Below are 23,964 nucleotides of genomic sequence, written 5' to 3' on the forward strand. Positions count from 1 at the left end.
AAGGTAAGCATATGTGTAATACCAAACCCTCCGGGAGATCAGGAGAAGCGCATGACCGGTTCGCCGAGGCAGCCGCATTCCACGGCCACATCTGCCCCGGCCTTGCAACGGGCTACCGGGCGGCGGAGGTCGCCCTTGAGCGCCTCCGGTCCGGCCGCTCAGAGGACGAAGAGCTCGTCGTCATCACCGAGACCGATGCCTGCGGCGTCGACGCCATCCAGGTGATCACCGGCTGCACCGTCGGCAAAGGAAACCTCTTCTTCAAAGACCACGGCAAACATGCCTTCACGTTCATCAACCGAAAGACCGGCGAGGCCGTTCGGGTGGCGGCAAACCCCTCGTTCGATATCGACGCGCTCGATCCCGATCTCGCACCGCTCAGGGCCCGGGTGATGCAGGGCCAGGCAACCGAGGCGGAGCGCGCCGAGTTCCACGAACGAATCCGCCGGGTCGTCGACGCAATCCTTGAGACACCTGCAGAGACCCTCTTTACGATCCGAAACGTCGATGTCGAGATCCCCGAGCGGGCACGGATATTTCGGTCGATCCCGTGCGCAAAGTGCGGCGAGATGACTGCTGAGTCCCGAATCCGGGTCGAGGACGGAGAGCTCGTCTGCTACGCCTGCTCGCGGGAGTACACCCGCCGCTGGTGAGGCGAAAACCTCTCACCGCACAATTTTTGCGAAAGGGATCTTGGGGATATCCTCAAGCCCCCGCGGCCTTGAGCTGCGGATGAGCGCGTTCACGAGCCCTTTCCGGACACCGATCGTGGGCTTCCTCATCGGCGATGATCGGGCAAAAAAGAGGGTTAAAAAGTGATCCGGATTTATTCGTCGATGGTGTGGATGACCAGCCCTGAGAGGAGTTTCGGCTCGAACCAGGTGGACTTCGGGGGCATGACCCCGTCCGCATCGGCGATTGCAAGCACCGTCTCGACGCGGACCGGCTGCATCGCTATCGCGAGGGCGTACTCGCCGGAATCCACGAGCCGCTCGAGGGAGGAGAGGGGTTTCGCCCCGCCCATGTAGTGGAGACGGGGGTCTCCCCGGGGGTCGGCGATCCCGAGCATCCCCTCAAGGATCTCCTTCTGCAGCACCGAGACGTCAAGCGACCCGATCAGGTCGTCCGGGTCGGCGACGGGCTTTGAGACCTCATACCAGGTTCCTTTGATGTAGAAGTGCATCACATGCATCGGTGCATCATTGGCGGCGAGCGGCGGGATCTGGTAACCGGAGGCGTCGACCTTCCCGTAGGGCCGGACGTCCCAGCCTGCATTCAAGAGTGCGTCGACAAGACCGGGGAAGGTGTAGTTGCCGAGATCGGTGACGAGCCGGCTGTAGCCGTGGATGCGGACCCGGTCGTGGGCGAAGAGGACCACCATGAACTTCCCGGCCTCTTCGGTGAACCGGCCGGAGTCCCGGCGGCGTTCGGCCACGTTGACCGCCGACTTGGCCCGGTGGTGGCCGTCTGCAATATAGAGCGCGGGGACGGCCGAAAAGAGGTCTTCAAGGCGGGAGAGCGTCTCATCGTCGGTGACCCGGTAGATCTCGTGGAGTACACCTGATGCGGTCGTGGTGCTCCCGTCGGGCTCTGCAGCCTCCGTGATGGAATGGACGCAAGACGCGATCTCCCCCGGGTCGCGGTAGAGCAGGAAGACGAGCCCGGTGTTCGCACCGACGACATCGATATGCCGGGTCCGATCCTCTTCCTTATCGTACCGGGTGAGTTCGTGCCGCCGGATCGTCCGGTTCTCGTAGTCCTCCGTTGCCACGCAGCAGACCAGCCCGACGAACTCCTCGCCGTCCTGGACGGCCCGGTAGACGTACATCCCGGGCTCTGCGTCCCGCTGGAACTTGCCGTCTGAAAGCATCTCATCAAAGATCTCCCGGGCCCGCTGGTAGACCCGGTCGTCGTTCGGGGGGAGGTCGGGGAGCTCGGCATCGGGCCGGCTGACCCGGAGGAAACTGAGGGGGTTCTTCTCGATACACTCCCGCGCCTCGGCCGCCGTCACCACGTCGTAGGGGACGGAGGGGATATCCTGGGAGTATTGCCGCTCAGGGCGGACAGCTGCGAAACGATATATCTGGACCATGAATACCGCCACTCGTATGTGCCTACTATTTTGGTGCCTGACACTATATTAGGTAGGGCGCTCCACATGAGAACGCCCGTTGTTCACTATGATGTCGCTGCAGGTCAATATTCGGCGAGCACAACCCACTGATATTCCAGAGATCTGCGCACTCGAGAGGGTATCGTTCGTCGATCCCTGGGATGAGAGGACGTTCCGGGAGGCGCTTGCAGCCTACCCCGAGACGTTCTTTGTGGCGAGGAATAATGGAGACCTCGCTGGGTTTGTCTCCGGGGGTATCGAGGATACCGGAGAAGAGGTTTACGGACATGTTATGAACCTCGCGGTCGCCCCGGAATACCGCCGCAAGGGGATCGGGTGGCAACTCATCCGCCGCCTGGAGCGGGAGTACGTCATCCTCGGTGCGAGCGGGGTGCAGCTCGAGGTCAGGATCTCCAATACCGGGGCGCAGGAGTTCTACCGTCGCCTCGGCTACCGGGAGGTCTTCCAGATCGCCGCCTACTATGCAAACGATGAGGATGCCCTGGTGATGATGAAGTGGTTCAGGTTCTAGGGCTCGGCGGTTCGTAGAACCGGAGCATGGGAGCCGGAACGGCGTGAAGGTGAGTGATCAGAGGGCAGGAGCGGGAGTTCTCGCTCCAGGCTCTCTCTACTCCCGGATCTGGCTATTTGGTCTTGCGGCCCTCTTATAGAGGCTGCGTTTTCGTCCCCTTAAATGGTATCGTGGGCCCGGTCCCGTCACCCCCGCCCGTGCTCCTGGTGGGCCCGTGCGAGGTGTTGGGCCGCGAGGGCGCCGAGGAGGGAGAGTTCTCCGGCGAGGACCCCGGCGGCGACGATCTCGGCAAACGCCTTTGCGTTGGTCCCCGGCGGATCCCCGCCCCCGGCGACCCCGAGCATCGCGAGGCACTCCTGCTGGGTATCGACCCCGGTGCCGCCGCCGACCGTCCCGACGGGGAGGGAGGGGAGGGTGACCGAGACGTAGACCCCGCCGTCCACCCGGTCGACGGTGGTGATCGCGGTGCTCCCCTCGACGACGTGGGCGGGGTCCTGCCCGCAGGCGATGAACGTGGCGGCGACGACGTTCGCCGCATGGGCGTTGAACCCGAACGAGCCCGCCCGGGCCGAGCCGACGAGGTTCTTCCTGTAGTTCGCCTCAATGAGCGTCTCCGTATCGGTCTTTAAGAGGTCGGCGACCATCGCGTCGGTGAGCCGCACCCCCGCGACCACGGTCTTGCCCCGGCCGCGGATCAGGTTGATCGCGGCCGGTTTTTTGTCGGTGCACATATTCCCGGACGTGGCGATGAGCCGTGCGCCCGTCTCCCGCTCGATCAGTTCGCCGACCTTCTGGCCTGCGATCGTTGCCATGTTCATCCCCATGGCGTCCTTGGTGTCGAACTCGAGCCGGACGAAGACGCTTGTCCCGGCAACGTAAGTGACGACCTCGGAGAGTTTCCCGTGCTTTGTGGTGCTCTCCGCAGCCTCGCGGATCTCTTCGGTGTGGCTCTCCACCCAGGCCATCACCTCGCGGGCGTGGACGACGTCGCGGGCGGCAAAGACCGGCGCCCGGGTCATCCCGTCTCGCACGATCCGCACGTCCGCACCCCCGGCCCGGGTGATGAGCGAGCAGCCGCGGTTCACCGAGGCGACGAGCGCCCCCTCAGTCGTCGCGAGGGGGAGGTAGTAGGACCCGTCGGCGTACTCCCCCTTCACCCGGAGCGGCCCCGCGACCCCGAGCGGCACCTGGACCGTCCCGATCATGTTCTCGATGTTGCGCTTCACGACCCGGTCGATCCCGATGGAGAACGACCCGACCTTGGCGAGGGAGGTGCCGGTCTCGGCCTCGATGAACGCCCGCCGCACCCGGACCGCCTCCTCCGGCGGGAGCTCTTTTTCGAGTGCATAGAGTTTGAGGGAGCCCTCTCTCAGTCTCCCGATGTAATCATCCATGAATAGTATGAGATTCCATATCTATAGATGGCTGGTGGTCAGCGTGCGAGGGAGACAGTGGTGCCTTGCGGTACCGAAACGAGAGGCTGAAGCGACACGGCGCCGCCTGCTTGAGGAGGGGATCCTCGACCGGCGCTACAAGCCGCGCCCGGAGGGAGACGCCATCCTGCTCCCGGTGGCGGAGGAGATCCCCGGGGCCGTCCTCTGCGAGGTCGAGGCCGTGCCGGAACGCCTCGACCTCCCGCGTCACGAGCTCGTCGGCGGGATCGCTATTTTGCAGGAGAACGATCCCGAGGGCGCCGAGCGGCTGCTCTCCTCCCGGCCCTCGGTCACGACGGTCCTCTTCCCCGAGACGCCCGTCGAGGGGGAGTACCGCACCCGCCGGTTCTCGGTTCTCGCCGGGACCCCGACCACCCGGACCCGGGTGACGGAGTATGGGCTCCGTTTTGACGTGGACCTCGCCCACGCCTACTTCTCGGCCCGGCTCTCGACCGAGCGGCAGCGGGTCCTCGGGATGATGGAGGAAGGGGAGTGGGTGCTCGATATGTTCGCCGGCGTCGGGCCGTTTGCGATCACCCTCGCCCAGAAGGCCGCCCTCGTCGTCGCCGCGGACCTCAACCCCGCCGCCGTCCACCTCATGGTCGAAAATATCGCGCTCAACCGCGCAAAGAACGTCATCCCGATGCTCGCCGATGCCGCCCACCTCCCCCGACTTGGATTCAAACCCTTCGACCGGATCATCATGAACCTCCCCTTCGCCGCGGCGGAGTTCCTCCCGGCGGCCGTCGCCCTCTGCCGGGACGGCGGGACGATCCACCTCTACGCGCTCGAGGAGCGCGAGGGCGAGTTCCTCCCCCGGATCCGGGAGGTCACCGGCGGCGAGGTCGTCGAGCGGCAGGTTCGGACCTACTCCCCGGGGAAGTGGCACGCGGTGTATGATGTTGTGGTGGAGAAGTAAGAGGGCTGGGTGGGGGGTTTGGCCTACAATAGGGACCGGGGGACTGGTTACGTCCACAGGTTCCGTGGGGATTGTGCACCATTGGAGCGCTCGAACGTCAATTGCTCCAATCTTTGAATGCTGTGCTCGAGTTTCTGCTCTTCTTGGTCTGCTTTCCTTGTGACTACACTTGGCATGGATTCCCACTGGGCATCGCATTGCAGGGGGGAGGGGACAGGGGCCCCACCCCCCAAGTGCGATACCCCCACGGTCCAGTGTACCGGATTTTTCCATCATGAGGATTGTTTTCCGTCTGCAATTTGGTGGGTCCGGGTCGGTCCGGGGAGTAGTATGTTTGAAGAACAGCCCTCTGGAGCCCTTCTTTCCCGATACCTCCCCACAGATCTTCACATCACGAAAAATAGGGGGTATAGAGCGTGATCGGACCTCCGGCGCTCGGCGCCGGAGACCCAGTCAACTCACACGGGGGTTGTGTTTGGAGTTACAATGGGGGGTTAGGGTTTGGAGTTACAAAGGGGGTTTTTGTTTGGAGTTACTCCACCGGCACGAACTTCGTGCCGTAGTGGATGACGCCGCTCTCGCCGTCGGCCGTCACCCGGCGGAAGACGCTTTTTACGCGCATCCCGATCTTTACTTCCTCGGGGTTGCAGGCGATCTGGGTCGTGAGCCGCGGGCCCTCGTCGAGCTCGACGATCGCGAGGACGTAGGGGGTCGTGTGCTCGAACTGGTCGCTTGCCGACCGGATCACCGTGTAGGTGACGACCGTTCCTTCGCCCTTGAACTTGTGGTCGACGATCTTGCCGCTCCGCCGGCAGTCGGGGCAGAGTGACCGCGGCGGGAAGAAATACCGCCCGCAGGTCGTACACTGCGTCCCGACCAGGTTATACCGCTGCGGAATCTTTCTCCAGAACCGTGATACCGACATTCTTACGCCCCCAGGATGTGCACGACGACCGTCGCGCCGGTGCCGCCGACGTTGTGAGCCATGCCGATCTCCGCATCCACCTGCCGTGCGCCGGCCTCACCGCGCAGCTGCGTGACGACCTCGCAGATCTGCTTGATCCCCGTCGCACCGACCGGGTGGCCGCAGGCCTTCAGGCCGCCGCTCGTGTTTACCGGAATCTCCCCGCCGAGGGCCGTTGCCCCTTCCTCGGTGAGCCTCCCCGCCTCGCCCTTCTTGCAGAAGCCGAGGTCCTCGATCGCGCAGATCTCGGCGATCGTGAAGCAGTCGTGGACCTCGAGCATATCGATATCCTTCGGGGTGAGCTTTGCCTGGGCAAACGCCCGCTTGCCTGCCGCCACGGTGGCGTCCAGGGTCGAGATGTCCCGCCGGTCGTGGAGCGCGATGGTGTCGCTCGCCTGGGCGCTCGCAAGCACCTTGACCGGCGAATCGGTGAACTCGTGGGCACGCTCAAGCGGCACCACGACGACCGCCGCCGCACCGTCGGTGATCGGCGAGCAGTCGAAGAGCCTCAAGGGGTCGGCCACGAGCGAGGAGGAGAGGACCGTGTCGACCGTGATCCGGTTCTTGAACTGGGCGATCGGGTTCCTTGCGCCGTTCTCGTGGTTCTTCACCGCAACCATGGCAAGCTGCTCGCGAGTGAGGGGATAGCGGTGCATGTAGTCGTTTGCGATCATTGCATACAGGCCGGGGAAGGTCGCTCCCACGAACCCCTCCCACTCGCGGTCCGCGGCGCTCGCGAGCATATCCACGCTCGCCCCGGTCCCGACATCGGTCATCTTCTCGACGCCTGCCGCGACCACGACATCCTCCATACCGCTTGCGACCGCGATCACCGCCTGCCGGAAGGCAAGCCCGCCGGAGGCGCAGGCCGCCTCAACCCTGGTCGAGGGGATGTTCTTCGTTGCGAGGCCCGCATAGTCCGCGATCAGGGCCCCGATGTGCTCCTGCTCCACGAACCGCCCGGCGCTCATATTCCCTACATAGAGTGCGTCGATCTCTTCGCCGGAGATCCCGGCGTCCTCAAGTGCCAGCGTCCCGGCCTTCACAAAGAGGTCGCGGAACGAGGTGCTCCAGTGCTCCCCGAACTCCGTGCACCCAATGCCGATTACTGCTACGTCTCTCATCTCTGCATCACGATCTTTCCTTTGTGTTTGGCATACAGTGCATAGTCCAGGTAGGTCGGGTTGGCGAGCAGCTGCTCGACGGTCGGCGCCGCCGCGCGGTTGAACGCCTCCGACTCGATCACGTCGGTGACGGTGATATCGAATGCGTCGCTCCCGGCCCCGGACCCGAACGAGGTCACGAAGATCCGGTCACCCGGTTTTGCCACATCCAGCGTCGCCGCAAGCCCGATCATCGATGCCCCCGAGTAGGTGTTCCCGAGCCTCGGGACAACGAGGCCCGGCTTGATCTGCTCGTCCGTGAACCCGAGCAGCTTTGCCACCCGCTGCGGGAACTTGGCGTTCGGCTGGTGGAAGACGGCGTAGTCGTAGTCCTTCGGGCTTGTCCCCGCCCGCTCGAACATCAGCCGGGCGGCGCCCTGGACGTGCTTGAAGTAGCCGGGATCACCCGTGAACCGTCCGCCGTGGCGGGGGTAGCTCTGCCCCTCCCGGCGCCAGAAGTCGGGCGTGTCGGTGGTGAACGAGCAGGTCTGGTTGATCTCGGCGATGGTCTCCCCCTCGCCGATGACGAACGCAGCCCCGCCGGCCGCCGCCGTGTACTCGAGCGCGTCCCCGGGAGCACCCTGGGCCACGTCCGCACCTATCGCGATCCCGAACGGGATCATGCCGCTCTTCACAAGCCCCATACAGGTCTGGATACCGGCGGTTCCTGCCTTGCACGCGAACTCGTAGTCGGCGGCGGTCATGTTCGGGGTCGCCCCGATCGCCTCGCCGACTGTACAGGCCGTCGGCTTGACCGCGTAGGGGTGAGACTCGCTGCCCACGTAGATGGCGCCGACTGCCTCCGTGTCGATGGTTCTCCTCCGGAGCGCGGCACGGGCCGCCTCGACGGCGATGGTCGCGGTATCTTCATCGAGATCGGGGACGGACTTCTCAAAGACGCCAAGACCCCGCATGATATCGTCTGCGTTGGCGCCCCAGATCCGCGCGATCTCCTGGACTTTAATCCGGTAGCGCGGGATGTAGACGCCGTATGAGTAAATGCCTACCATAACTTTCCTCGTAGTGAACTGATGATCGTCTCAACATCCATCGTGGTACAGAGCACCGTGATCCGGTCCCGCTCCGCAAGACCGGGTATCAGCGGGTGCACCTCTTCCGGGGTGATGCCCTGCAGCACCACGCAACGGGGCTTGAAGGGGGTGACCCGGATCGCCACCATGGGAGACTTCCCGGTCGAGACCTCGGTGAAGATGAGAGCACGCTCCGTGCTCCAGCCGTAGATGCGGTTGAACTCGCTTGAAGAGAGTTGAAGGATCGCATTGAGGCTGTTTATCACCGTATACCCGTAGATGGTCTGGTCCATCGGGCCGCAGAGTGTGACGGCGCCGATAACTTCGGCAAACTCCGGGAGGCCTATCGGAGAGGCGTACTCGTGGATGTCGTAGATGACATCTTCGTCGAAATCGGTGTACAGGATTTTTGCAAATTTGTTGATGTATCGGCCACCGTTGTCCTCGTCGATCGAGAGGATCGCATCGACAATCTTGCCGACGATGGCTGTTCCCGGACTCTTTCGCCGTCCGCTCTCGTAGTCACTGATAACTGAGGGCGAGACCTCGAGACGCTCGGCGAGCACCCCCGGAGGGATGTTGAAACTCTGCCGCCACTTCTTCAAGGCCTGACCCGGTGAGTCCGAAAGTGTGATCTCCCCTGCCATTTTCTCGGCAAGTTGATGCCGCACTCCGGATTTCATGCAGGTACTGTTATCACTCCGGCTTAAAAAATTAGCGTATTGGATTTCGACATTTCACGAAAATCGTCGGACAGCGATCGCTGCATAATCCATATATAGTATGCATCTCAATTCTGATATGATGGTTGAAGCGGAAGACCTGCAGTCCCTAAAGACGATCGCCCTCCTCGGGGGGTGCCGGGGCCCGATCTGGCTCTCGTCGCAGTCGCTTGGAAATGAACTGGGCATCAGCCCCCAGACCGCCTCGCGGCGGCTGATCGCGCTTGAGCGGCAGCAGTTTGTCATCCGGTCCATGAAGCCAGACGGCCAGTACGTCGCCATCACCCGTGAGGGCGAGCAGGTGCTGAGGCGTGAGTATGCTGATTACGTGAGGATCTTCAATCCCGAGCAGAGACAGTACGTCCTCGCCGGGACGGTGATCAGCGGCCTTGGCGAAGGCCGCTACTACATGAGTCTCCCTCACTACAAGGAGCACTTCGGCAAGTATCTGGGGTTCGAACCCTTCCCCGGGACCCTGAATATCAAACTCGATGCGACGAGCACCGAAGTCCGCAAGCACCTTGACCATGTCGGGTGGATCGTGGTCCCCGGGTTTACGGCCGATGAACGGACCTTCGGCGGTGCCCGGCTCCTCCCCTGCCGGATCCGCGGTCACAAATGCGCGATCGTCGAACCCTCCCGCACTCACTACCCAAGTGACATCATCGAGGTGATTGCCGCGTGCCAGCTCCGCAAAGCCCTGAACCTGAACGATAACGATACGATCGAGGTGGAGATAACCCATGATTGATGCAGCCATACAGGCCCTCGCAAGGGGCGAGTTCATCCTGCTCTACGACTTTGACAACCGCGAACGCGAGACCGACTTCGCGATCCGGTCCGATGCGGTCACACCTGCCCATATCCGGCAGATGCGCAAAGACGGCGGCGGGTTGATCTGCACCGCGATCCACCCTGAGGCCGCAAAGCGGCTCGGCCTGCCGTTCGCCTACGACGTCCTGCGGTCCTGCAGCCTCGTCGAGAAGGACGGCGAGGTCCCCTATGATCCCAAGAACCACTCGTCGTTCTCGCTCTGGGTGAACCACCGGGATACCTACACCGGGATCACCGATCGGGACCGCGCCCTGACGGTCACGGCCATCGCAGAGGAGGTGAGGAAGTCGCTCAACGGCGGCGGGCACAACTTTGCCGCACACTTCCGGACGCCTGGGCATATGGCGCTTCTCCGGGCCGCCGATCGGCTGCTTGATGAGCGGCACGGCCAGACCGAACTCTCGATCGCGCTTGCGTGCATGGCGGGGATCACCCCGGCGGTCACGATCTGCGAGATGCTGGACGACGAGACGGGGTTTGCCCTCTCCAAGGAGGGTGCAAAGGCCTACGCCGAGAAGCATGGGCTCGTCTTCGTCGAGGGCCAGGAGGTCCTCGACCGGTGGGAGTCGTGGAAGTCGGGGAAATGAACACTTCTTTCGATCTCCGATACCCGCATACATAATCTGTCGCGCCGACCATTTTTACACATCGGCGGCAGGTAGCAAAAATCCACACAAACTCTTTTGCTCTGCCGGGAAATAGCATTCCTTGCACTTTTTCAAAAACAATATATACGATTATACGGCACCATAAACGGATGAAAAAAGATGCCGTGGCATACTTGAATACGAAAAAAAAGGGAGATCTGGCAGCGCAGACGGCGGAGGTTGAGAGTTATTGTAAATACCGCTTTCGGATCGTCCGTCTCTTCCACGATCACCGGGCAAATGCAACGCCCCCTGAGAAACGGAAGGGATTTACGGAGATGCTGGAGTTCTGCGCCGCCAATAACTGCTCCCATATTATCATCTACGATCTTGCAAGCCTTGCCCGGGACATGGACACGGGGCTGGCAACCCTCAGGGCGTTGAACGACCAGTACACCGTCTACTGCGTGAATAACGACTTTATTGGGTTCCGGGACGAGCCAGAACTCCGCCGGGAGGCCATCGGCAACTTCATCGAGTATATGGACCAGTACCGGGAGAACGCTAAAAAAGCCGCTCCTCCTGCCTCGAAGAAGACGAAGGCTGCCGGTAAGCGGCCGATAGGGAGGCCGAGAGCCCTCAATGATGGTCAGGTCGAGGCGCTCCTCGCGCTGCGGCAGGCCGGGACGAGCATCAGCCAGATCTGCCGGATGTTCGATGTCAGCAGGAGCACGGTCAGCAAGATCCTCGCCGACTTCCCTGAACTGAAAGGGGAGTGGAAAGGGGGACAGCGGAAGTCGGAAGAGTAACTCCCTTCTTTTTTGTTAGGTCGTATTGTACTCCGGGAGCGGCGGCCCTCCCCGGGCATACCCCGTCGAGTCGAGGACCGCGAGCCAGTCGAACTCGACGAGACTCTGCGGGGTGAGCGGGAAGTAGCCTGGATTCTTCTTGCTGCCCGAACGGGTGGGGAGAGTCGCGACTGCCCCGGCGGGCAGTCCCTCGCCCCGGTGTGTCGGGATGAACCGTCCCGGCCCCGGGGCGGCGGTGAGAAGGTCCTCAAGTGTGCCGGGCTCGGGCCGGCCGATGCCGTTTGCGTCCGAGACCCCCACACCCGACCCGATGAGGGCGTAGCGCGGCCCGAGGATCGCATCGAGGTGCGCTCCCGCCGGGGACCACCTCCAGAGGTTGGCGCCCCATCGCCACTCCGCCTTCCCTCGCCGGAGGTGCTCGTTATGCGCGAAGGCGAGCACCTTTCCTTCCCGGCCGCGTTCGCGGGAGAGGATGTAGGCGAGGTTCTCCGCCATCATCGCGTCGCGCATCCCTAGAAGCCTTGAGACCCGGTCGTCCGACGTATCGGCGAGCCCGGCGTGGTAGGAAAGCAGCCACCGTGCGGACGCCGCATAGTGCATCACCTCCCGGAAGCGGTCGCTTCCGGCGAGCGCCACGAGATCGGGGCGGCGTCTCTGGAGGTCCGCGATGAGGTCTTCGGTTGCGACCCGGAGCTCCTTCGCCGCCAAAGATCGGCCGATCGACTTTGTCGGGTCAAAGACCGTCGCGGGGTCTTCCCAGTCGGCATCCCGGCCGATGAGAGGCTCGATCCGATCGCGGAATGCTCTGCCTGCGGCGCTATCGACCGAGGTCAGGTAATCGAGGACGAACTCCAGGAGCTGGCGCGGGCTATCGCTGCCGCCGAACTCGGTCGGCGTATCAAAGCCGTAGAACCGGAGTTTCGTACGGTGGGCTGGATCGGCGTTGTAGGCCCGCATCCACTCGACGAGGTCCCGGTTCGCGTCGAGCCGGCCGAAGCCGTGGCTGAACCCCTCTTCCATTACATCCTCATAGGATGCCGGGCCGCGGCCGGCCACGTAGTCGTCCACCAGCCGCCCCCGGGGGAAGCTGCTCTCGACGGCGATGGCGGTATACCCGTGCGCCTCCACGAGCCGCATAAAGAGCCGGTTGCGGAGGACGAGGAGGTCCACGGAGCCGCCGAGCGCGGCCATCATCCTATCGACGGCGGCATTGAAGGAGTCTGACGGATCAAGGGAGAACGGGGCCGCTTCGCGGGCGATCCAGTCGGTGAGGGTTGCGTGGGTCGGGTACGGCATGGGGGTGCTCCTCCGGTGGGGTTTCGTGTTGCTATGAGCGTGGGTGGTGGGGGTATTTTTAGGTTGGTGGGTGGGGATGGTGCTTTGGGCCGGGGCCGTGTCGTTGGTGATCGGCACCTTTCGTTCTTGGGTTCTCCTCCCGGGAGAGGTGTTCAGGGGCGACCTTCTGTTCACAATAACGCTGTTAACACTGTAAACCGAGATGAGACCCATGCACGGATTCCCACTGGGCATCGCGTCTGGGGGGGAGGGGGCAAGCCCCCTCGCACCTACCGGTGCTCGAGCTCCGGTCCTGCGGAACGTCGCAACTCGCACCTACCGGTGCTCGAACTCAGGGCGTTCCGCCCTTCGTTCCTCGAAACTCTTCGAGTTTCTCAAGCTCCTGACCTCCGGTCAGTCGCACTCCCCGTCAGCCCCACCCCCCTAACTCGATATCCCCATGGAATCCGTGCCAGGTGTATCCACAGGGTACCAGCACGTTTCAAGATGTTCTGAAAGGACGGACCGTTTGAGGCGCGAGTGAAAGCGAACGCGAGCACTACCCTACGCGAGATGCGGAAAACTTCACAGAACGCGGACCTAGGCTCCCGTATTCCTCCTTTGCCTTCCGGGAGTCCTCGGTCGTTCCGAAGGAGGCGTCGAGCCGGAGTCTCGCGGTCCACGACCGCGATCGACTCCACGCGGACTGAAACCAGGCAGGCCCCGTCCGGGGACACAGTACGGGAACCTGATCTTTAGCGAGGACGGGCAGGGCACTGTAGACTTCCTCTGTTACGAAAACCTGCCTTTCTTCGCGTACGAGCGGGTGCCGTGGTATGCGACCAGGCCGTTCACCGACGGGGTGATGAATGTTGGCCTTGCGATTCTCCTGACGGCTCTCGTCTGGCCGCTCATGGCCGTATTCCGGGGAGTCTACGGTGTTGCCCGGGATGAACGCGATACTGGCCTCCCCGTGTATGCCCGCCTGGTTGCCGGAGCGGCCGCCCTGCTCTTCGTCGTCTTCGTGCTCGTCCTCCTCCCCGGGGTGATGGCCGATGCGGCGCTTATCGATTCGTACATGCATGACCGGACGGTTCCTCTGGCCCTGAGTGCAGTCATGACCTTCCCGGTCATTGCTGTGATCTTATCGGCTGTGGCCGCCGCCCTTGCCGTCCCGGTCTGGAGACGGCGCTACTGGTCCGTATGGCACCGGGTGCACTACAGCCTTGTCGTCATCGGGCTTATCATGCTGACGTGGTGGGTCAACTTCTGGAACCTCTTCGTCTTCAGGCTGTAAGCGAAGAGAGTCCATCTTTTTTGGATACCGGGAACAGATGCGGGCGGTCCCGCAAAAAAAAGGATTGTTCGGAGGTAGAGCGTGCCTCTACAGTTGAACCTGTGTGAGGGCGTCGTAGACGATCTTTCTATAGTGATCCGGCTGGGTCCCGTATTCTTCCTGGGCTTTCCGGGAGTCCTCGGTCGTTCCGAAGGCATCAAGCCGGTCCAGGGTCTCGCGGGCGGTATCCAGGACCCAGAGGTCGCGGGTCTCGCGGTCCACGACCGCGATCGACTCCACACGGACCGAGACCAGGCAGGCCCCGTCCGGGGTCGTGTAGAGGTTCGGTTTTCCGACGACGGCAACGAACGCGGGCGGCTCGATCCGGGCGAGCTGCTGCATCGCCTCGGGCTGGTAGGACCCGGCCATGATGAAGAAGGTGCCTGTCGGGTCGACCACCCGCCCGCGGTAGTAGATGTTCTGGTCTCCCTGCCGCTGCTTCTCCGTGAGGGTTCCGACGATGAAGATCCGGTTGCTCCGGATGCCGGTCGGGAGGATGACGTAGGTTGGGCTCTTCTCGTCGTCCCCGTCCTTGAACTGGTAGCGGGTCTCGCGGAGCTCGGATGCAAAGACCCTGCGGGCCGGTTCGCGCTCGAATGCGCTCTGGGGCTTCATGCTGCCTCACCCCCGGCGCGGTTCAAAAGTGCAGCCAGTTCCGCGGGCTCGAACCGCATCGGGGTGCAGGAGTTCACAAGCAGCCTGCCGCCGAACTCGTTCCCCGTGCAGGTGTAATAGCGTCCAAGAACCGCATTTCTGATCCGGTAAAAGATCTCGTCCATGCCGAGCGGGTTCGTCTCGGCGATCCTGATGGCTTCTTCAAGGGTGATCCCCGTGAGGGCCTCGACGATCTCGCGCTGCATCAGGACGTTTCGAGCGCGGATACCGTCGTCCAGGACTCCCTTCAGGCGGAGGTCGTAGCGGAATTCGGGCTGGATCTCGTGGACCGGACAGTAGTTCTGCCGGGAGAGGGTCCGGTTGCACCCCTCGACCGGGCAGCGCTTGATTAAGCCCGAGCCGGGAGCGATATGGACGAGGGCCCCCAGGATCTCGGTCTCGTTTCGTCCGACCTCGATATCGCCTTCGTCGGTGATGTACATCGCGGTGTTTAAGGTGAGGGAGAGCCTGCCGTTGTACTCGTCGACGGTGGCGTAGAAGATGTTGTAGACGGCATCGAGATCAAGTTTCTCTTTGCCTTCTTCCTTCCAGACGACGAACTTGATGGTCCCGGTCTCATCGCCAAGAAGCCCCGTCTGGAGCATCCGGTCGTGGGTGACTTCCCAGTCCTGGACGACCTTGGCCCGCACGCTCCCGACGCCGGGCTTCAGCTCGGCGATGGGTGTGATTGAGGGGAGGAGCGGAGCATCCTTCTCCATCCGGGTGATCGTGGTGCCCGAGTGGATCTTCAGGTTCGGGGCACCTTTGTACTCATCGACGACCGCGGATTCGATCCGGTACCAGTGACCGTACTCCATCGCGGGTGCGTTCGCTCGAGACCAGGTGATGAAACGAATGGCGCCGCTCGAGTCGGCAATGATCCCCGTCTGGGCGATCGAGGGGGATAGCGGCGGGGTCAGGGCAACGATCTTCCCCTCGAGTGTCACCCACTCACCGGGGACGATCTCGTTTATCGGGCGGAGCTCTGAAGAGTTGCTCCCGATACCGGTGACGTTGTGTTCACGGGCGAGATCGGCCGTCACCGTCCGTTCGGCCTCGGCGATGTTGACGCCGAACTCCTCGACGAGGCGGCGGAGGCGTGACTCGATCTTTTGTCGATCGGGGTGTGCGCCTTTTGCTTCAAGTTTCTGGGAGATTCTCTCTGTAACTTCGGAAAGATTCATTCCTTACATCTCCAGTCTGTACTTTCGCCTCCCGGGTGTATTAAGTATCGGTGCGTGGTGTGAAAATGAACGTCACCCCGGTACCATCGCCCTGGAGGTGCCCGCGAGCGGGCGAAAGCGCAAGGTGTGGCGGTCAATCTGAAATACTGCATCATGCGTGCAGCCGGTCTACGGGAAACCCGGGTTGTTATCGAACGATTGGGTTATCCGGGGCACAGGTGGATTGCTATTCCCGGCCAGGGTCTTTAAGCGTGTCACTCAACAGCACGCGGGCGAATTGATGGATCTTTTCGCCCGCTCTTTAACGTATAAATAGGGGCAGGGACAACATCAGCTGCATGGCATTGAATGCGGACAGTACAATCGCGGACCTCCTTCGGGAGAAGCCCGATGCAGCACAGGTTCTCTTCCGGTTCGGAATGGGTTGCCTTGGCTGTGCCATCGCAAACAACGAGACGATCCGGGAGGCTGCCCAGGCGCACGGTGTCCCTCTCGAAGAGATGCTCTCCGCTCTCGGCATCGCCGAGTCGTAAAATTATATTTTTTCCCGGAGGCGCTTGAGTTCAGCGAGAGTGGCCTCGGGATTTCTTCTCACATAGTCTGCGATCTCGGGCTGGTGCAGGAGCGTGCATCGTGTGCACGCCCAGACGTTACCGCCGCTCAAACTCTCGACCCATTCCCCGAGTTCTTCGTCCCTGCAGGGGTAGCACGGACAGTAGCAGTAGTCGCACCGCTGGCCCGCAAAATGACAGGGATAGTAGGGACAGTCCTCTTTTTTCCACTCCACCCAGTGCTCCCCGCCGTAGCGGCTGTAGATGAAGAACGACGGCCCGCTCCGCCGGACCTTCCCCTGCTGCCGCGCGAGAGCCTCGGGAAGACCGTAGAGGACGGCCGCATGGACCCGCCGGCCGACCTCGGTCAGGGTCCCGGCATAGGTATGGGTGATTGCGGCATCGCGCTCGCAGGCGACGACGACCGCATCCGTCGTGGTCCCCGGGAAGTCATGGCCCAGGTTGTGGAGCGCCTGGGCCTTCGCCCCGGTCGCGGTGATGATCGATTCAAGGAGCGTCGCATCCCGCATCCCCTCCTGACTGTAGACGATGATATTGATGGTGTGGGGGGTTTTCGGGTCATCGTTCAGCGTCGGGTTCGTTATCCCGGCGGTGATGAAGACCGTGATGAAGTCGTACTGGAGCACACAGAGGTGGCGCATATCGACGGCGGTCAGGAGACCGAAGAAGTCATTAAAGATACCGTGCCGGGCGGCGAGGAGTTCGAGGTGACGCGACGGATCACCCTCGAAGTTGTGCGGCACAGTGTGGTTTACGATCGTCGTGACGTCGGCCAGCCCCCCGTTGACCCCGGTGCTCGCTGCCCGGAACCGGCCGCGGATAAAAAGAGTATTGTTCTCGAGAAAGTATCTCATGCGACGGTGTAGCGGACGCGGTCTTTTAATTCCTGCTGTTTGCCCGCGTTCCAGCCCGCAACGTCCTGGAGATATCCGGTGACTCTGCTGATCTGGACGACGTCGTGGCTCCCGCACTCCGGGCAGACGGCATGGCCGCAGAGCGGGCAGTAATCAATGCTCTCGACGATCGAGTGGTGGCAGTCACAGTGGTCGAGCGGGCACATGATCTCAAGTGCCGTCTCGCCGCAGTGGGGACATGGCGTCTCGTCCACGACGAAGTGGCATGTGTGGCACTTGTATCGCCGCTCCTTCTCCGGGATTTCTGCGAGGCTATGGTATTTTTCAACTAATTTGAGTTGCTCAGGGCTCCAGTCCATGAGATCAGTATCTGCAGGAGAATATATAGCCCTTTAGATGCGGGGCGGCCCGCATCCGCCTCAGGCCACTCATAGGGTTCGTCATCTCCCCAAAGGGATCAGAACGGAGAGCTCATCACCGGCGGATGCGGGAGAGACGCTCGGCTTCGGCCGCCGGGTCCTCTGCCGCGTAGATGCTCCTCCCCACGATGATCCCGTCGACCAGCCGGGCCACCGCGTCGGGGTCGCCGCCCTGGGCCCCCACGCCAGGGGAGTAGATTGTCTTTTTGCCGATGATCTCGCGGAGCCGGACGATCCGCTCGGGGCGGGTTGCGGGAGCGATGATCCCGTCGGCCCGGACGGCGACGGCAAGTTCCGCGATCCGCTCGGCCACCCCGCCGTGGAAGAACTCGGTCGCCCCGGGGTGACTCATCTCCGCGACGATATAGGCGGCCCCGCCGTGGCTGTGCGCCACCTCGACACAGGTCCGTGCCGCATCGGGCCCCACGAACCCGTGGGCGATCACGGCGTCGAACCCGGCCGAAAAGACCGCTTCGCAGATGAGGCGGTTGGTGTTCGGAATATCCGCGACCTTGAAGTCGGCGATGAGCGGGAGGCCGAGGTCGGCGAGATCCCGAACGATCGAGAGTCCGGTCGCGAGGACGAGGGGGTAGCCGACCTTGATCGCGTCGATATAGGGTGCACAGGACTTCGCGATCGCGCACGCCTCGGTTTTGTCGAGGACGTCGAGGGAGAGGATGAGTTCGGTCATCCTTCCAGCCTCTCGAGGGTTGCGGCCACGAGGAGCGGCAGGGTGATTGTCGCATCCCCATAAACCGTGACCGCGGTCGCCTCTCTGGTGAGTTTGCCCCAGGACCGTGCTTCATCGAGCGTTGCGCCCGAGAGGCCGCCGAGGTCCGGCCGGTCGCCGGTGAGCTGGACCGCGTAGTCAAATCCGCTCTCGGTCATCAGTTTGCTCTGCAGGATGTAGTTCTTCGGGACCCCGCCGCCGACGAGGATTGCGCCTGCCCGCTTGGCCTCAAAGCACCGGTCAAGCAGTCCCGGCATATCGGCGAACGCACTGACAGTGACCTTGTGCGTCTGGGAAAAGAGCCAGTACTGCAGCCCGATCATCGAGTCCTGGATCGCCGGGCAGTAGACCGGCACTCCGGCCTTTGCCGCCTCGGCAAGGATCCCGGTCTTGAGCCGGCTCCCGATCAGTCTAAGGAGGTCGGTGATGGAGATCGTTGAGCCCTCCGGGATGGAAGAGTAGGTCTCCTGCAGAAACTCCTCAAACCTGATGAATGCCTCGTTCGGGAGGAATATATCATAGATCCGGTTGACTCCCTCCTCGCAGAGCTCGGTGTCGGAGACGTCGGCGGTCCCGTGGTAGTGGTGGCAGCCGATCGCCTCGATGACGTCGTGGGTGAGGTTTGCTCCCGTCGAGACCAGGATATCGATATGCCCCCGTCTGATGAGGTCGGCGACGATCCCGCCCATCCCCCCGGGCACCATCGCGCCCGAGAGACCGAAGAACTTCAGTGCTTCGTCGTCGCGAAGCATCCGCTCGTAGATGTTGACCGCCTGCCACAGGGATCCCCCGTTGTAGGCTCCGGCTTTCCCGAGTTCGTTGACAAGTTCCCCGACTGTCATGCCGGGGCGGACCCGCGCCTGTTGTACTGCATCCCCATACTTGAAGGTCATGATACTGTTACACCAGTCTTATGAGATTGTTGGCGGTCATGCACGATAATAGATCGTCTTTCGGAGTCCGGTCCTGGTTCGCGGGGGGAGTTAAAAAAAGATAGTTTACGGGAACCCGTGGCACCGGGTTTTCACCGCCAGACAGGGGATGACTGGTTGTTCGACACGGGATGATCCCATTCGTCCTACCGTGTCAGGGTCCGGTCTTCCCGGGCCCTCTAGAGCGGACTTTCGGGCCGGAAACGAAATGAGCATCCAGGGGGCTACTTTCGTCTTCGTTCCGTGCGTACTTGGCTACGAACCCGTACAGCCTGTTTCTGGATCCTGCCTGCCATGGGTGGCACCGTGATCGGCGGACAGGCCAGAGGACGTACATATTCGCCGCAAATAGTCGGCACGGGATCACCAGAGATTAGTTAATTCACAAACGTTATAAATCTTTTTTTGTAAAGTTTGTTTAGTTGACTAACCCCCTCTACCGGTCACCTGCACTCCTGGCCGGCCTGAAGATAGGCCTCCTCCCATGCGGGGATTCCACGCACCAGCGGCCGGGCAAGGTGCCGGCGTGCAGTGGGCGGGACCTCATACCACCCCGGCCGGAGGCTTCGCTCAAGGTGCTCGACCTCGGGCTCCCTGCTCCGGGCCCCACAGATGCGGCACTTGTAACCCTTCCCGGTACCTGCGCTCGTCATTCGTTTTTCACAGGCCGGACAGACCGGCGGGTGGATCCTGACCGCCTCGGCGAGACAGGCGATCCCGAGTTTCTCAAGGTTGATGCTTCCGCCCTTGTAACTCCCGGCCACGGCCACTACATCTCCGGGAACGAGCTGCCGCACAACGTTCCGGAACCCCTTGGTCGGCTCGTAGGCCATGCAGCGGACCTCGCCGCTACTATCGGCAAGGAGGAAGGAGACATGGCCGCCGGGACCGGTCGTCGGATTCCCGGCGACCGTCCCCCGTACCAGGTAGGACCGCCCCTCCCGGAGGGCCCCGATCACCTCCGGGATCAGGTGGGCGTCCGTCCCCTGGTTGGTGGCATAGACCTGCTCGCAGGCCGTCTCCTCCGACCGGATGAACGATCGGGCTTCCCTGACCCATGCCGGGCTCTCCCCGCGGATCCCGAAGAGGACCGGGTCGGGGGTGTGGGGCACGCCGACCACCACGGCATTCTCCCGGTCCACCGTGTCCCAGGTATGGGGGTACGTCCGCTCCTCGGCGTAGAAGAGGCTTTGGCGGTCGACCTTTCGGGGCGTCCCCCACGCCTCCCGTCTCCGATACGCGAGGAGTTCGTAGGTGAGATCGGAAAGATCGCTTGCAATCGCGGCCGTTGCACCGATGAGTCCGCGCCGGTTCTTGTAGCCTCGGTAACGGGCTCCGACCGACTCGAGGACCTCGATCGCCTCCTCAACGGTGCAGTAGTCCCGGAGCGCCGCGTAGTAGAAGTCCGGCGGCGGCCGGACGCGAGAGACCACCACCCCGGGATTGGTCCTTGGGTCGTCGAACTCCGCAAGCGCTTCAACGCAAGCGCAGGTGAGGGCGAAGGCCTCCTCCGGGTCACCATCGACCTCGATGGCGATCGCCGCGTTCCCGCGGGTCTTGTGGATGACGTTCGGATTTAACCGGATCAGCCGGGTGTTGCGGACGCGCATCCCTCTCTCTTTGAGCCGCCGCACGAGAACCGCCCCGATGTAGGTGGTGCACATTCCGGCGGGAGAATCCGTATCGTCGATCCCGATCCACATAACCCTACAATTTATATCATTCTCCGGCTATATCGATTCTTAAGGGTTATGTCGCAGGATCGCCTCCCTCAGATGGTCATCAGCATCATGCTCCTTGCGGGCTTCGACGTCTCGGAGCGATGCAACATTCGTCCACGGAGCTTTGACCTTATCGCGAAGAAAGGCGACACCCTCGTCATCATCAAAGTGGCCCCTCACATCGACAGCGTCACCGCCGATATCGCCTGGGATCTGGACGTGATCGCCACGCACCTCGGGGCGACCCCGCTCATCGTCGGGGAGCGGGCGCGTGATTCCGAACTTGAGCGGGGCGTCATCTACATCCGTTACGGCCTCTATGCCATCAGCCCCGCGACGCTCTACGACTACTTCACGGAAGGTATCGCCCCGATGGTCTATGCCTCCCCCGGCGGCCTCTACGTGAAGATCAATGGCGACCTCCTGCGCGAGGTGCGGGAGCGCTCCCAGATGTCGCTTGGAGACCTCGCCTCCCACCTCGGCGTCTCCCGTCGGACCATCAGCAAGTATGAGAGCGGTATGGGGACGACGCTCGATGTCGCAATACGGCTTGAGGAACTCTTCAGCGCCCCGCTCGTCGAGGCGATCGATCTTGTCGGTTACCGGTCCGCGGAACCCGAGAAACGACAGGAATCCCCGACCGGCGCCGTTCTTTCCGACCTTGAACGCATGGGCATGGAGATCCACGCGATGCGGCAGGCTCCTTTCCAGGCGCTGGCGATATTTGAACGGCACAAGATCCTGACGGCATACGGCACCTCGCAGAAAGTCGTCAAGCGCGCTTCTCTTATCGGGAATATCTCCCAGATCACGGAGACATTTGCGATGTGCGTCGTCACTGATTACAAAAAGCAGAAAAAAATCGGCAGAACTCTCCTTATCGGGGAAGAGCATCTCCGCACCCTCGAAGACGGCTCAGAACTCATAGATATGATTGGTATGCAATAAAATATATATAGAACTACAAACCTACCTTTCTATCGCTTAACAACGGTGATACCTATGTCAAGTCTTGGAGGACAACCAATCCTTATTCTGAAAGAGGGTAGCCAGCGTACCCGCGGCCGTGACGCACAGTCCGGCAACATCGCTGCCGCAAAGGCTGTTGCAAGCGCTGTACGGACGACTCTCGGTCCCAAGGGTATGGACAAGATGCTCGTCGACACCATCGGTGATGTCGTCATCACAAACGACGGTGTGACCATCTTAAAGGAGATGGATATCGAGCACCCCGCCGCGAAGATGATGGTCGAGATCGCCAAGACCCAGGACGACGAGGTCGGCGATGGGACCACGTCTGCCGTGGTGATCGCTGGTGAGCTCCTGAAGCGGGCCGAGGACCTCCTTGACCAGGACGTGCACCCCACGGTCATCGCTCACGGTTACCGGATCGCAGCCGACAAGGCGCAGGATATCCTTAACGAGATCGCCATCGACATCAAGCCCGACGATATTGAGATGCTCAAGAAGCTCGCCGAGACCGCCATGACCGGCAAGGGCGCCGAGGCTGCAAAGGAGAAGCTCACCGAGCTCGTCGTCAAGGCGGTCACGATGGTCGCCGACGCCGACGGCACTGTTGACACCGAGTATGTGAAGGTCGAGAAGAGGGTCGGCGGGTCCATCGAGGACTCCGAGATCGTCGAGGGCATGATCATCGACAAGGAGCGTGTCCACCCCGCGATGCCCCGCATCGTCAAGGACGCAAAGATCCTGCTCCTGAACGCCGCCGTCGAGTTCAAGAAGACCGAGGTCGACGCCGAGATCAGCATCACGAGCCCCGACCAGCTCCAGATGTTCCTCGACGAAGAGGAGCGCATGATCCGGGGTATCGTCGACAAGATCGTTGCCTCCGGTGCAAACGTCCTCTTCTGCCAGAAGGGCATCGACGACATCGCCCAGCACTACCTCGCCAAGGCTGGCATCCTCGCCGTCCGGCGCGTCAAGAAGAGCGACATGGAGAAGCTCGCCCGTGCCACCGGTGCGGCAATCGTCAGCTCCATCGACGCCATCGCCCCCGAGGAACTCGGTAAGGCCGGCACCGTCGAGGAGAAGAAGGTATCCGGCGAAGAGATGATCTTCGTCACCGAGTGCGAGAACCCGAAGGCCGTCTCGATCATCATCCGCGGCGGCACCGAGCACGTCGTCGACGAGCTTGACCGTGCCATTGAGGATGCCCTCCGGGTCGTCAGTGTTGCCGTTGAAGACAAGAAGTTCGTCGCCGGCGGCGGTGCACCCGAGATCGAGCTCTCGCTGCGGCTCCGCGAGTACGCCGCGACCGTCGGCGGCCGTGCCCAGCTCGCCATCGAGGCATTTGCAAACGCGCTCGAGATCATCCCGAGGACGCTTGCCGAGAACGCGGGTCTCGACCCGATCGACATGCTTGTCGCACTCCGCGCATCCCACGAGAAGGGCGGCGCGAACGCGAAGTACATGGGACTTGACGTCTTCAACGCCGCCTCTGGCGACATGCTCAAGGCCGGCGTCGTCGAACCCCTGCGGGTGAAGACTCAGGCAGTCTCGAGCGCTGCCGAGGCCGCCATTATGATCCTCCGGATCGACGACGTCATCGCCGCATCCAAGTCCTCTGCACCCGCTCCGGGAGCGGAGGATATGGGTGACATGGGTGGCATGGGCGGCATGCCCCCGATGTAACCTACCCTACCATCCCGCACGATATCGCCCCGGCCGGGATCCGGCCCCGGGGTCCTCTCTTTTTTGCCCGGTTTGTTCATTCTTTCTCGACGCCATTCCGCCTGATATCCTAGTATCTCACCTAAGAGAGATTCTATGGCGAAATAAGTCCATAAAAAATGCCCATTTGTAGAAAAAATCGGTTATGCTAAATACCTGAAGGTGTACTTCTCTGTTCTGACAATTCTGGTTCAGGCGATCGGACAATGAGGAGCGGAGGGAGGATCTGATGGCGAGAGAGGGGGTGAAGTGGCCAGCACTCCCGCTCAGCGTCTATCTGCTGCTCGCCATCCTTCTCGTGACGGCTCCCGTCGTCTGCCTGATCTCGGTCGTCGATTATGTGGGGACCGCCCGGGAACTTGAAGAGAACGCGGACGAGTTCCAGGATCAGGCCGAGACCGGTATCGTCCTCTCGATGGCCCTGGTGGATACGGGGTTAAAACTCTTCGATAACACCCTTGACCGCCGGCTGGAGGAAGGGTTCGGCCC

24 protein-coding genes and 1 pseudogene are annotated in these 23,964 nt (G+C 62.2%); 11 read left to right on the forward strand and 14 right to left on the reverse strand.

The annotated features are described in order from the left end of the window. Positions 1-11 precede the first annotated feature (11 nt). Complete coding sequence (locus ACI94_RS00005) at positions 12-653, forward strand: FmdE family protein (RefSeq protein ID WP_066955559.1); 642 nt, start codon at positions 12-14, stop codon at positions 651-653. 173 nt (positions 654-826) lie between these two features. Here ACI94_RS00005 and ACI94_RS00010 read toward each other — a convergent pair whose 3' ends face one another. Continuing rightward, positions 827-2,092, reverse strand: a complete 1,266-nt coding sequence (locus tag ACI94_RS00010; protein WP_066955560.1) for a DUF1015 domain-containing protein — start codon at positions 2,090-2,092, stop codon at positions 827-829. 88 nt (positions 2,093-2,180) lie between these two features. Here ACI94_RS00010 and rimI point away from each other — a divergent pair, with 88 nt between their 5' ends. Beyond that, positions 2,181-2,645 (forward strand): ribosomal protein S18-alanine N-acetyltransferase, encoded by a 465-nt coding sequence (gene rimI / locus ACI94_RS00015; protein ID WP_066955563.1) that lies wholly within the window; start codon positions 2,181-2,183, stop codon positions 2,643-2,645. Positions 2,646-2,830: 185 nt separating this feature from the next. Here rimI and hmgA read toward each other — a convergent pair whose 3' ends face one another. Further along, positions 2,831-4,039 carry a hydroxymethylglutaryl-CoA reductase (NADPH) gene (gene hmgA / locus ACI94_RS00020; protein ID WP_066955566.1) on the reverse strand — a complete coding sequence of 403 codons (1,209 nt, stop codon included), beginning with the start codon at positions 4,037-4,039 and terminating at the stop codon, positions 2,831-2,833. 43 nt (positions 4,040-4,082) lie between these two features. On the opposite strand from hmgA, the gene ACI94_RS00025 reads away from it, so the two are divergent. Further along, positions 4,083-4,997, forward strand: coding sequence for a class I SAM-dependent methyltransferase family protein (locus ACI94_RS00025; protein WP_150468759.1), 915 nt, complete (start codon positions 4,083-4,085; stop codon positions 4,995-4,997). 532 nt (positions 4,998-5,529) lie between these two features. Here ACI94_RS00025 and ACI94_RS00030 read toward each other — a convergent pair. Genes ACI94_RS00030 through ACI94_RS00045 form a run of 4 tightly spaced genes read right to left on the reverse strand, consistent with a single transcriptional unit; the run spans position 5,530 to position 8,838 of the window. After that, the gene (locus ACI94_RS00030) at positions 5,530-5,922 is read right to left on the reverse strand and encodes a Zn-ribbon domain-containing OB-fold protein (protein ID WP_066955569.1); all 393 of its coding nucleotides are present in this window, start codon (positions 5,920-5,922) and stop codon (positions 5,530-5,532) included. Between the two features lie 2 nt (positions 5,923-5,924). Beyond that, entirely contained in the window at positions 5,925-7,085 is a 1,161-nt protein-coding gene (locus ACI94_RS00035) for a thiolase domain-containing protein (RefSeq protein WP_066955572.1), read from the reverse strand. Continuing rightward, positions 7,082-8,134: a hydroxymethylglutaryl-CoA synthase gene (locus ACI94_RS00040; RefSeq protein WP_066955575.1), complete on the reverse strand. Its 1,053-nt coding sequence runs from the start codon at positions 8,132-8,134 to the stop codon at positions 7,082-7,084. Before ACI94_RS00040 ends, ACI94_RS00035 begins: the two co-directional genes overlap by 4 nt. Beyond that, a complete protein-coding gene (locus ACI94_RS00045) occupies positions 8,128-8,838 on the reverse strand; it encodes a helix-turn-helix domain-containing protein (RefSeq protein ID WP_066955578.1) in 711 nt (236 codons plus the stop codon). Before ACI94_RS00045 ends, ACI94_RS00040 begins: the two co-directional genes overlap by 7 nt. A 121-nt stretch (positions 8,839-8,959) precedes the next feature. On the opposite strand from ACI94_RS00045, the gene ACI94_RS00050 reads away from it, so the two are divergent. The 3 genes from ACI94_RS00050 (at position 8,960) to ACI94_RS00060 (ending at position 11,107) form a co-directional block, all read left to right on the forward strand. Continuing rightward, positions 8,960-9,628 carry a DUF120 domain-containing protein gene (locus tag ACI94_RS00050; RefSeq protein ID WP_066956879.1) on the forward strand — a complete coding sequence of 223 codons (669 nt, stop codon included), beginning with the start codon at positions 8,960-8,962 and terminating at the stop codon, positions 9,626-9,628. After that, positions 9,621-10,298 carry a 3,4-dihydroxy-2-butanone-4-phosphate synthase gene (gene ribB, locus ACI94_RS00055; RefSeq protein ID WP_066955580.1) on the forward strand — a complete coding sequence of 226 codons (678 nt, stop codon included), beginning with the start codon at positions 9,621-9,623 and terminating at the stop codon, positions 10,296-10,298. Before ACI94_RS00050 ends, ribB begins: the two co-directional genes overlap by 8 nt. Positions 10,299-10,468: 170 nt before the next feature. Then, the gene (locus tag ACI94_RS00060; RefSeq protein ID WP_066955583.1) at positions 10,469-11,107 is read left to right on the forward strand and encodes a recombinase family protein; all 639 of its coding nucleotides are present in this window, start codon (positions 10,469-10,471) and stop codon (positions 11,105-11,107) included. Between the two features lie 15 nt (positions 11,108-11,122). Here ACI94_RS00060 and ACI94_RS00065 read toward each other — a convergent pair whose 3' ends face one another. After that, the gene (locus ACI94_RS00065) at positions 11,123-12,403 is read right to left on the reverse strand and encodes an erythromycin esterase family protein (RefSeq protein ID WP_066955586.1); all 1,281 of its coding nucleotides are present in this window, start codon (positions 12,401-12,403) and stop codon (positions 11,123-11,125) included. Between the two features lie 844 nt (positions 12,404-13,247). Between ACI94_RS00065 and ACI94_RS00070 the strand changes: the two genes are divergently transcribed. Then, positions 13,248-13,679, forward strand: coding sequence for a hypothetical protein (locus ACI94_RS00070; RefSeq protein WP_150468753.1), 432 nt, complete (start codon positions 13,248-13,250; stop codon positions 13,677-13,679). A gap of 87 nt (positions 13,680-13,766) precedes the next feature. Here ACI94_RS00070 and ACI94_RS00075 read toward each other — a convergent pair whose 3' ends face one another. Beyond that, positions 13,767-14,333: an RPA family protein gene (locus tag ACI94_RS00075; RefSeq protein ID WP_066955593.1), complete on the reverse strand. Its 567-nt coding sequence runs from the start codon at positions 14,331-14,333 to the stop codon at positions 13,767-13,769. Continuing rightward, complete coding sequence (locus ACI94_RS00080) at positions 14,330-15,556, reverse strand: nucleotide-binding protein (protein ID WP_066955596.1); 1,227 nt, start codon at positions 15,554-15,556, stop codon at positions 14,330-14,332. Before ACI94_RS00080 ends, ACI94_RS00075 begins: the two co-directional genes overlap by 4 nt. A gap of 338 nt (positions 15,557-15,894) precedes the next feature. On the opposite strand from ACI94_RS00080, the gene ACI94_RS00085 reads away from it, so the two are divergent. Then, entirely contained in the window at positions 15,895-16,089 is a 195-nt protein-coding gene (locus tag ACI94_RS00085) for a DUF1858 domain-containing protein (RefSeq protein ID WP_066955599.1), read from the forward strand. Positions 16,090-16,091: 2 nt separating this feature from the next. On the opposite strand, the gene ACI94_RS00090 is transcribed toward ACI94_RS00085, so the two are convergent. From ACI94_RS00090 to ACI94_RS00110, 5 genes are all read right to left on the reverse strand, one after another. Continuing rightward, a complete protein-coding gene (locus ACI94_RS00090) occupies positions 16,092-16,982 on the reverse strand; it encodes an adenosylcobinamide amidohydrolase (RefSeq protein ID WP_066955602.1) in 891 nt (296 codons plus the stop codon). Continuing rightward, positions 16,979-17,341, reverse strand: a complete 363-nt coding sequence (gene nrdD, locus ACI94_RS00095) for an anaerobic ribonucleoside-triphosphate reductase (RefSeq protein ID WP_066955605.1) — start codon at positions 17,339-17,341, stop codon at positions 16,979-16,981. The genes ACI94_RS00090 and nrdD overlap by 4 nt, the downstream gene beginning before the upstream one ends. A gap of 115 nt (positions 17,342-17,456) precedes the next feature. Further along, on the reverse strand, positions 17,457-18,092 hold the full coding sequence (gene pyrF, locus ACI94_RS00100; protein ID WP_066955608.1) for an orotidine-5'-phosphate decarboxylase: 636 nt from the start codon (positions 18,090-18,092) through the stop codon (positions 17,457-17,459). After that, on the reverse strand, positions 18,089-19,024 hold the full coding sequence (locus ACI94_RS00105) for a deoxyhypusine synthase (protein WP_066955612.1): 936 nt from the start codon (positions 19,022-19,024) through the stop codon (positions 18,089-18,091). The genes pyrF and ACI94_RS00105 overlap by 4 nt, the downstream gene beginning before the upstream one ends. A gap of 482 nt (positions 19,025-19,506) precedes the next feature. Beyond that, entirely contained in the window at positions 19,507-20,766 is a 1,260-nt protein-coding gene (locus ACI94_RS00110; RefSeq protein WP_066955614.1) for a tRNA(Ile)(2)-agmatinylcytidine synthase, read from the reverse strand. A 48-nt stretch (positions 20,767-20,814) separates the two neighbouring features. On the opposite strand from ACI94_RS00110, the gene ACI94_RS00115 reads away from it, so the two are divergent. The 3 genes and pseudogenes from ACI94_RS00115 to ACI94_RS00125 form a co-directional block, all read left to right on the forward strand. After that, entirely contained in the window at positions 20,815-21,732 is a 918-nt protein-coding gene (locus ACI94_RS00115; protein ID WP_066955617.1) for a transcriptional regulator, read from the forward strand. A 54-nt stretch (positions 21,733-21,786) separates the two neighbouring features. Next, entirely contained in the window at positions 21,787-23,436 is a 1,650-nt protein-coding gene (gene thsA, locus ACI94_RS00120; RefSeq protein ID WP_066955620.1) for a thermosome subunit alpha, read from the forward strand. Positions 23,437-23,704: 268 nt separating this feature from the next. After that, positions 23,705-23,964 (forward strand): annotated as a pseudogene (locus tag ACI94_RS00125) (histidine kinase); the annotation flags it as partial.

Source organism: Methanoculleus sp. DTU007, from assembly GCF_001512385.1.
GTDB lineage: Archaea > Halobacteriota > Methanomicrobia > Methanomicrobiales > Methanoculleaceae > Methanoculleus > Methanoculleus thermophilus.

Bases quoted from the DNA above. Each gene is read 5' to 3' on its own strand.
- ACI94_RS00005 (WP_066955559.1), top strand. From the start codon at position 12: ATGTGTAATACCAAACCCTCCGGGAGATCAGGAGAAGCGCATGACCGG.
- ACI94_RS00010 (WP_066955560.1), bottom strand. From the start codon at position 2,092: ATGGTCCAGATATATCGTTTCGCAGCTGTCCGCCCTGAGCGGCAATAC.
- rimI (WP_066955563.1), top strand. From the start codon at position 2,181: ATGATGTCGCTGCAGGTCAATATTCGGCGAGCACAACCCACTGATATT.
- hmgA (WP_066955566.1), bottom strand. From the start codon at position 4,039: ATGGATGATTACATCGGGAGACTGAGAGAGGGCTCCCTCAAACTCTAT.
- ACI94_RS00030 (WP_066955569.1), bottom strand. From the start codon at position 5,922: ATGTCGGTATCACGGTTCTGGAGAAAGATTCCGCAGCGGTATAACCTG.
- ACI94_RS00035 (WP_066955572.1), bottom strand. From the start codon at position 7,085: ATGAGAGACGTAGCAGTAATCGGCATTGGGTGCACGGAGTTCGGGGAG.
- ACI94_RS00040 (WP_066955575.1), bottom strand. From the start codon at position 8,134: ATGGTAGGCATTTACTCATACGGCGTCTACATCCCGCGCTACCGGATT.
- ACI94_RS00045 (WP_066955578.1), bottom strand. From the start codon at position 8,838: ATGAAATCCGGAGTGCGGCATCAACTTGCCGAGAAAATGGCAGGGGAG.
- ACI94_RS00050 (WP_066956879.1), top strand. From the start codon at position 8,960: ATGGTTGAAGCGGAAGACCTGCAGTCCCTAAAGACGATCGCCCTCCTC.
- ribB (WP_066955580.1), top strand. From the start codon at position 9,621: ATGATTGATGCAGCCATACAGGCCCTCGCAAGGGGCGAGTTCATCCTG.
- ACI94_RS00060 (WP_066955583.1), top strand. From the start codon at position 10,469: ATGAAAAAAGATGCCGTGGCATACTTGAATACGAAAAAAAAGGGAGAT.
- ACI94_RS00065 (WP_066955586.1), bottom strand. From the start codon at position 12,403: ATGCCGTACCCGACCCACGCAACCCTCACCGACTGGATCGCCCGCGAA.
- ACI94_RS00070 (WP_150468753.1), top strand. From the start codon at position 13,248: ATGAATGTTGGCCTTGCGATTCTCCTGACGGCTCTCGTCTGGCCGCTC.
- ACI94_RS00075 (WP_066955593.1), bottom strand. From the start codon at position 14,333: ATGAAGCCCCAGAGCGCATTCGAGCGCGAACCGGCCCGCAGGGTCTTT.
- ACI94_RS00080 (WP_066955596.1), bottom strand. From the start codon at position 15,556: ATGAATCTTTCCGAAGTTACAGAGAGAATCTCCCAGAAACTTGAAGCA.
- ACI94_RS00085 (WP_066955599.1), top strand. From the start codon at position 15,895: ATGGCATTGAATGCGGACAGTACAATCGCGGACCTCCTTCGGGAGAAG.
- ACI94_RS00090 (WP_066955602.1), bottom strand. From the start codon at position 16,982: ATGAGATACTTTCTCGAGAACAATACTCTTTTTATCCGCGGCCGGTTC.
- nrdD (WP_066955605.1), bottom strand. From the start codon at position 17,341: ATGGACTGGAGCCCTGAGCAACTCAAATTAGTTGAAAAATACCATAGC.
- pyrF (WP_066955608.1), bottom strand. From the start codon at position 18,092: ATGACCGAACTCATCCTCTCCCTCGACGTCCTCGACAAAACCGAGGCG.
- ACI94_RS00105 (WP_066955612.1), bottom strand. From the start codon at position 19,024: ATGACCTTCAAGTATGGGGATGCAGTACAACAGGCGCGGGTCCGCCCC.
- ACI94_RS00110 (WP_066955614.1), bottom strand. From the start codon at position 20,766: ATGTGGATCGGGATCGACGATACGGATTCTCCCGCCGGAATGTGCACC.
- ACI94_RS00115 (WP_066955617.1), top strand. From the start codon at position 20,815: ATGTCGCAGGATCGCCTCCCTCAGATGGTCATCAGCATCATGCTCCTT.
- thsA (WP_066955620.1), top strand. From the start codon at position 21,787: ATGTCAAGTCTTGGAGGACAACCAATCCTTATTCTGAAAGAGGGTAGC.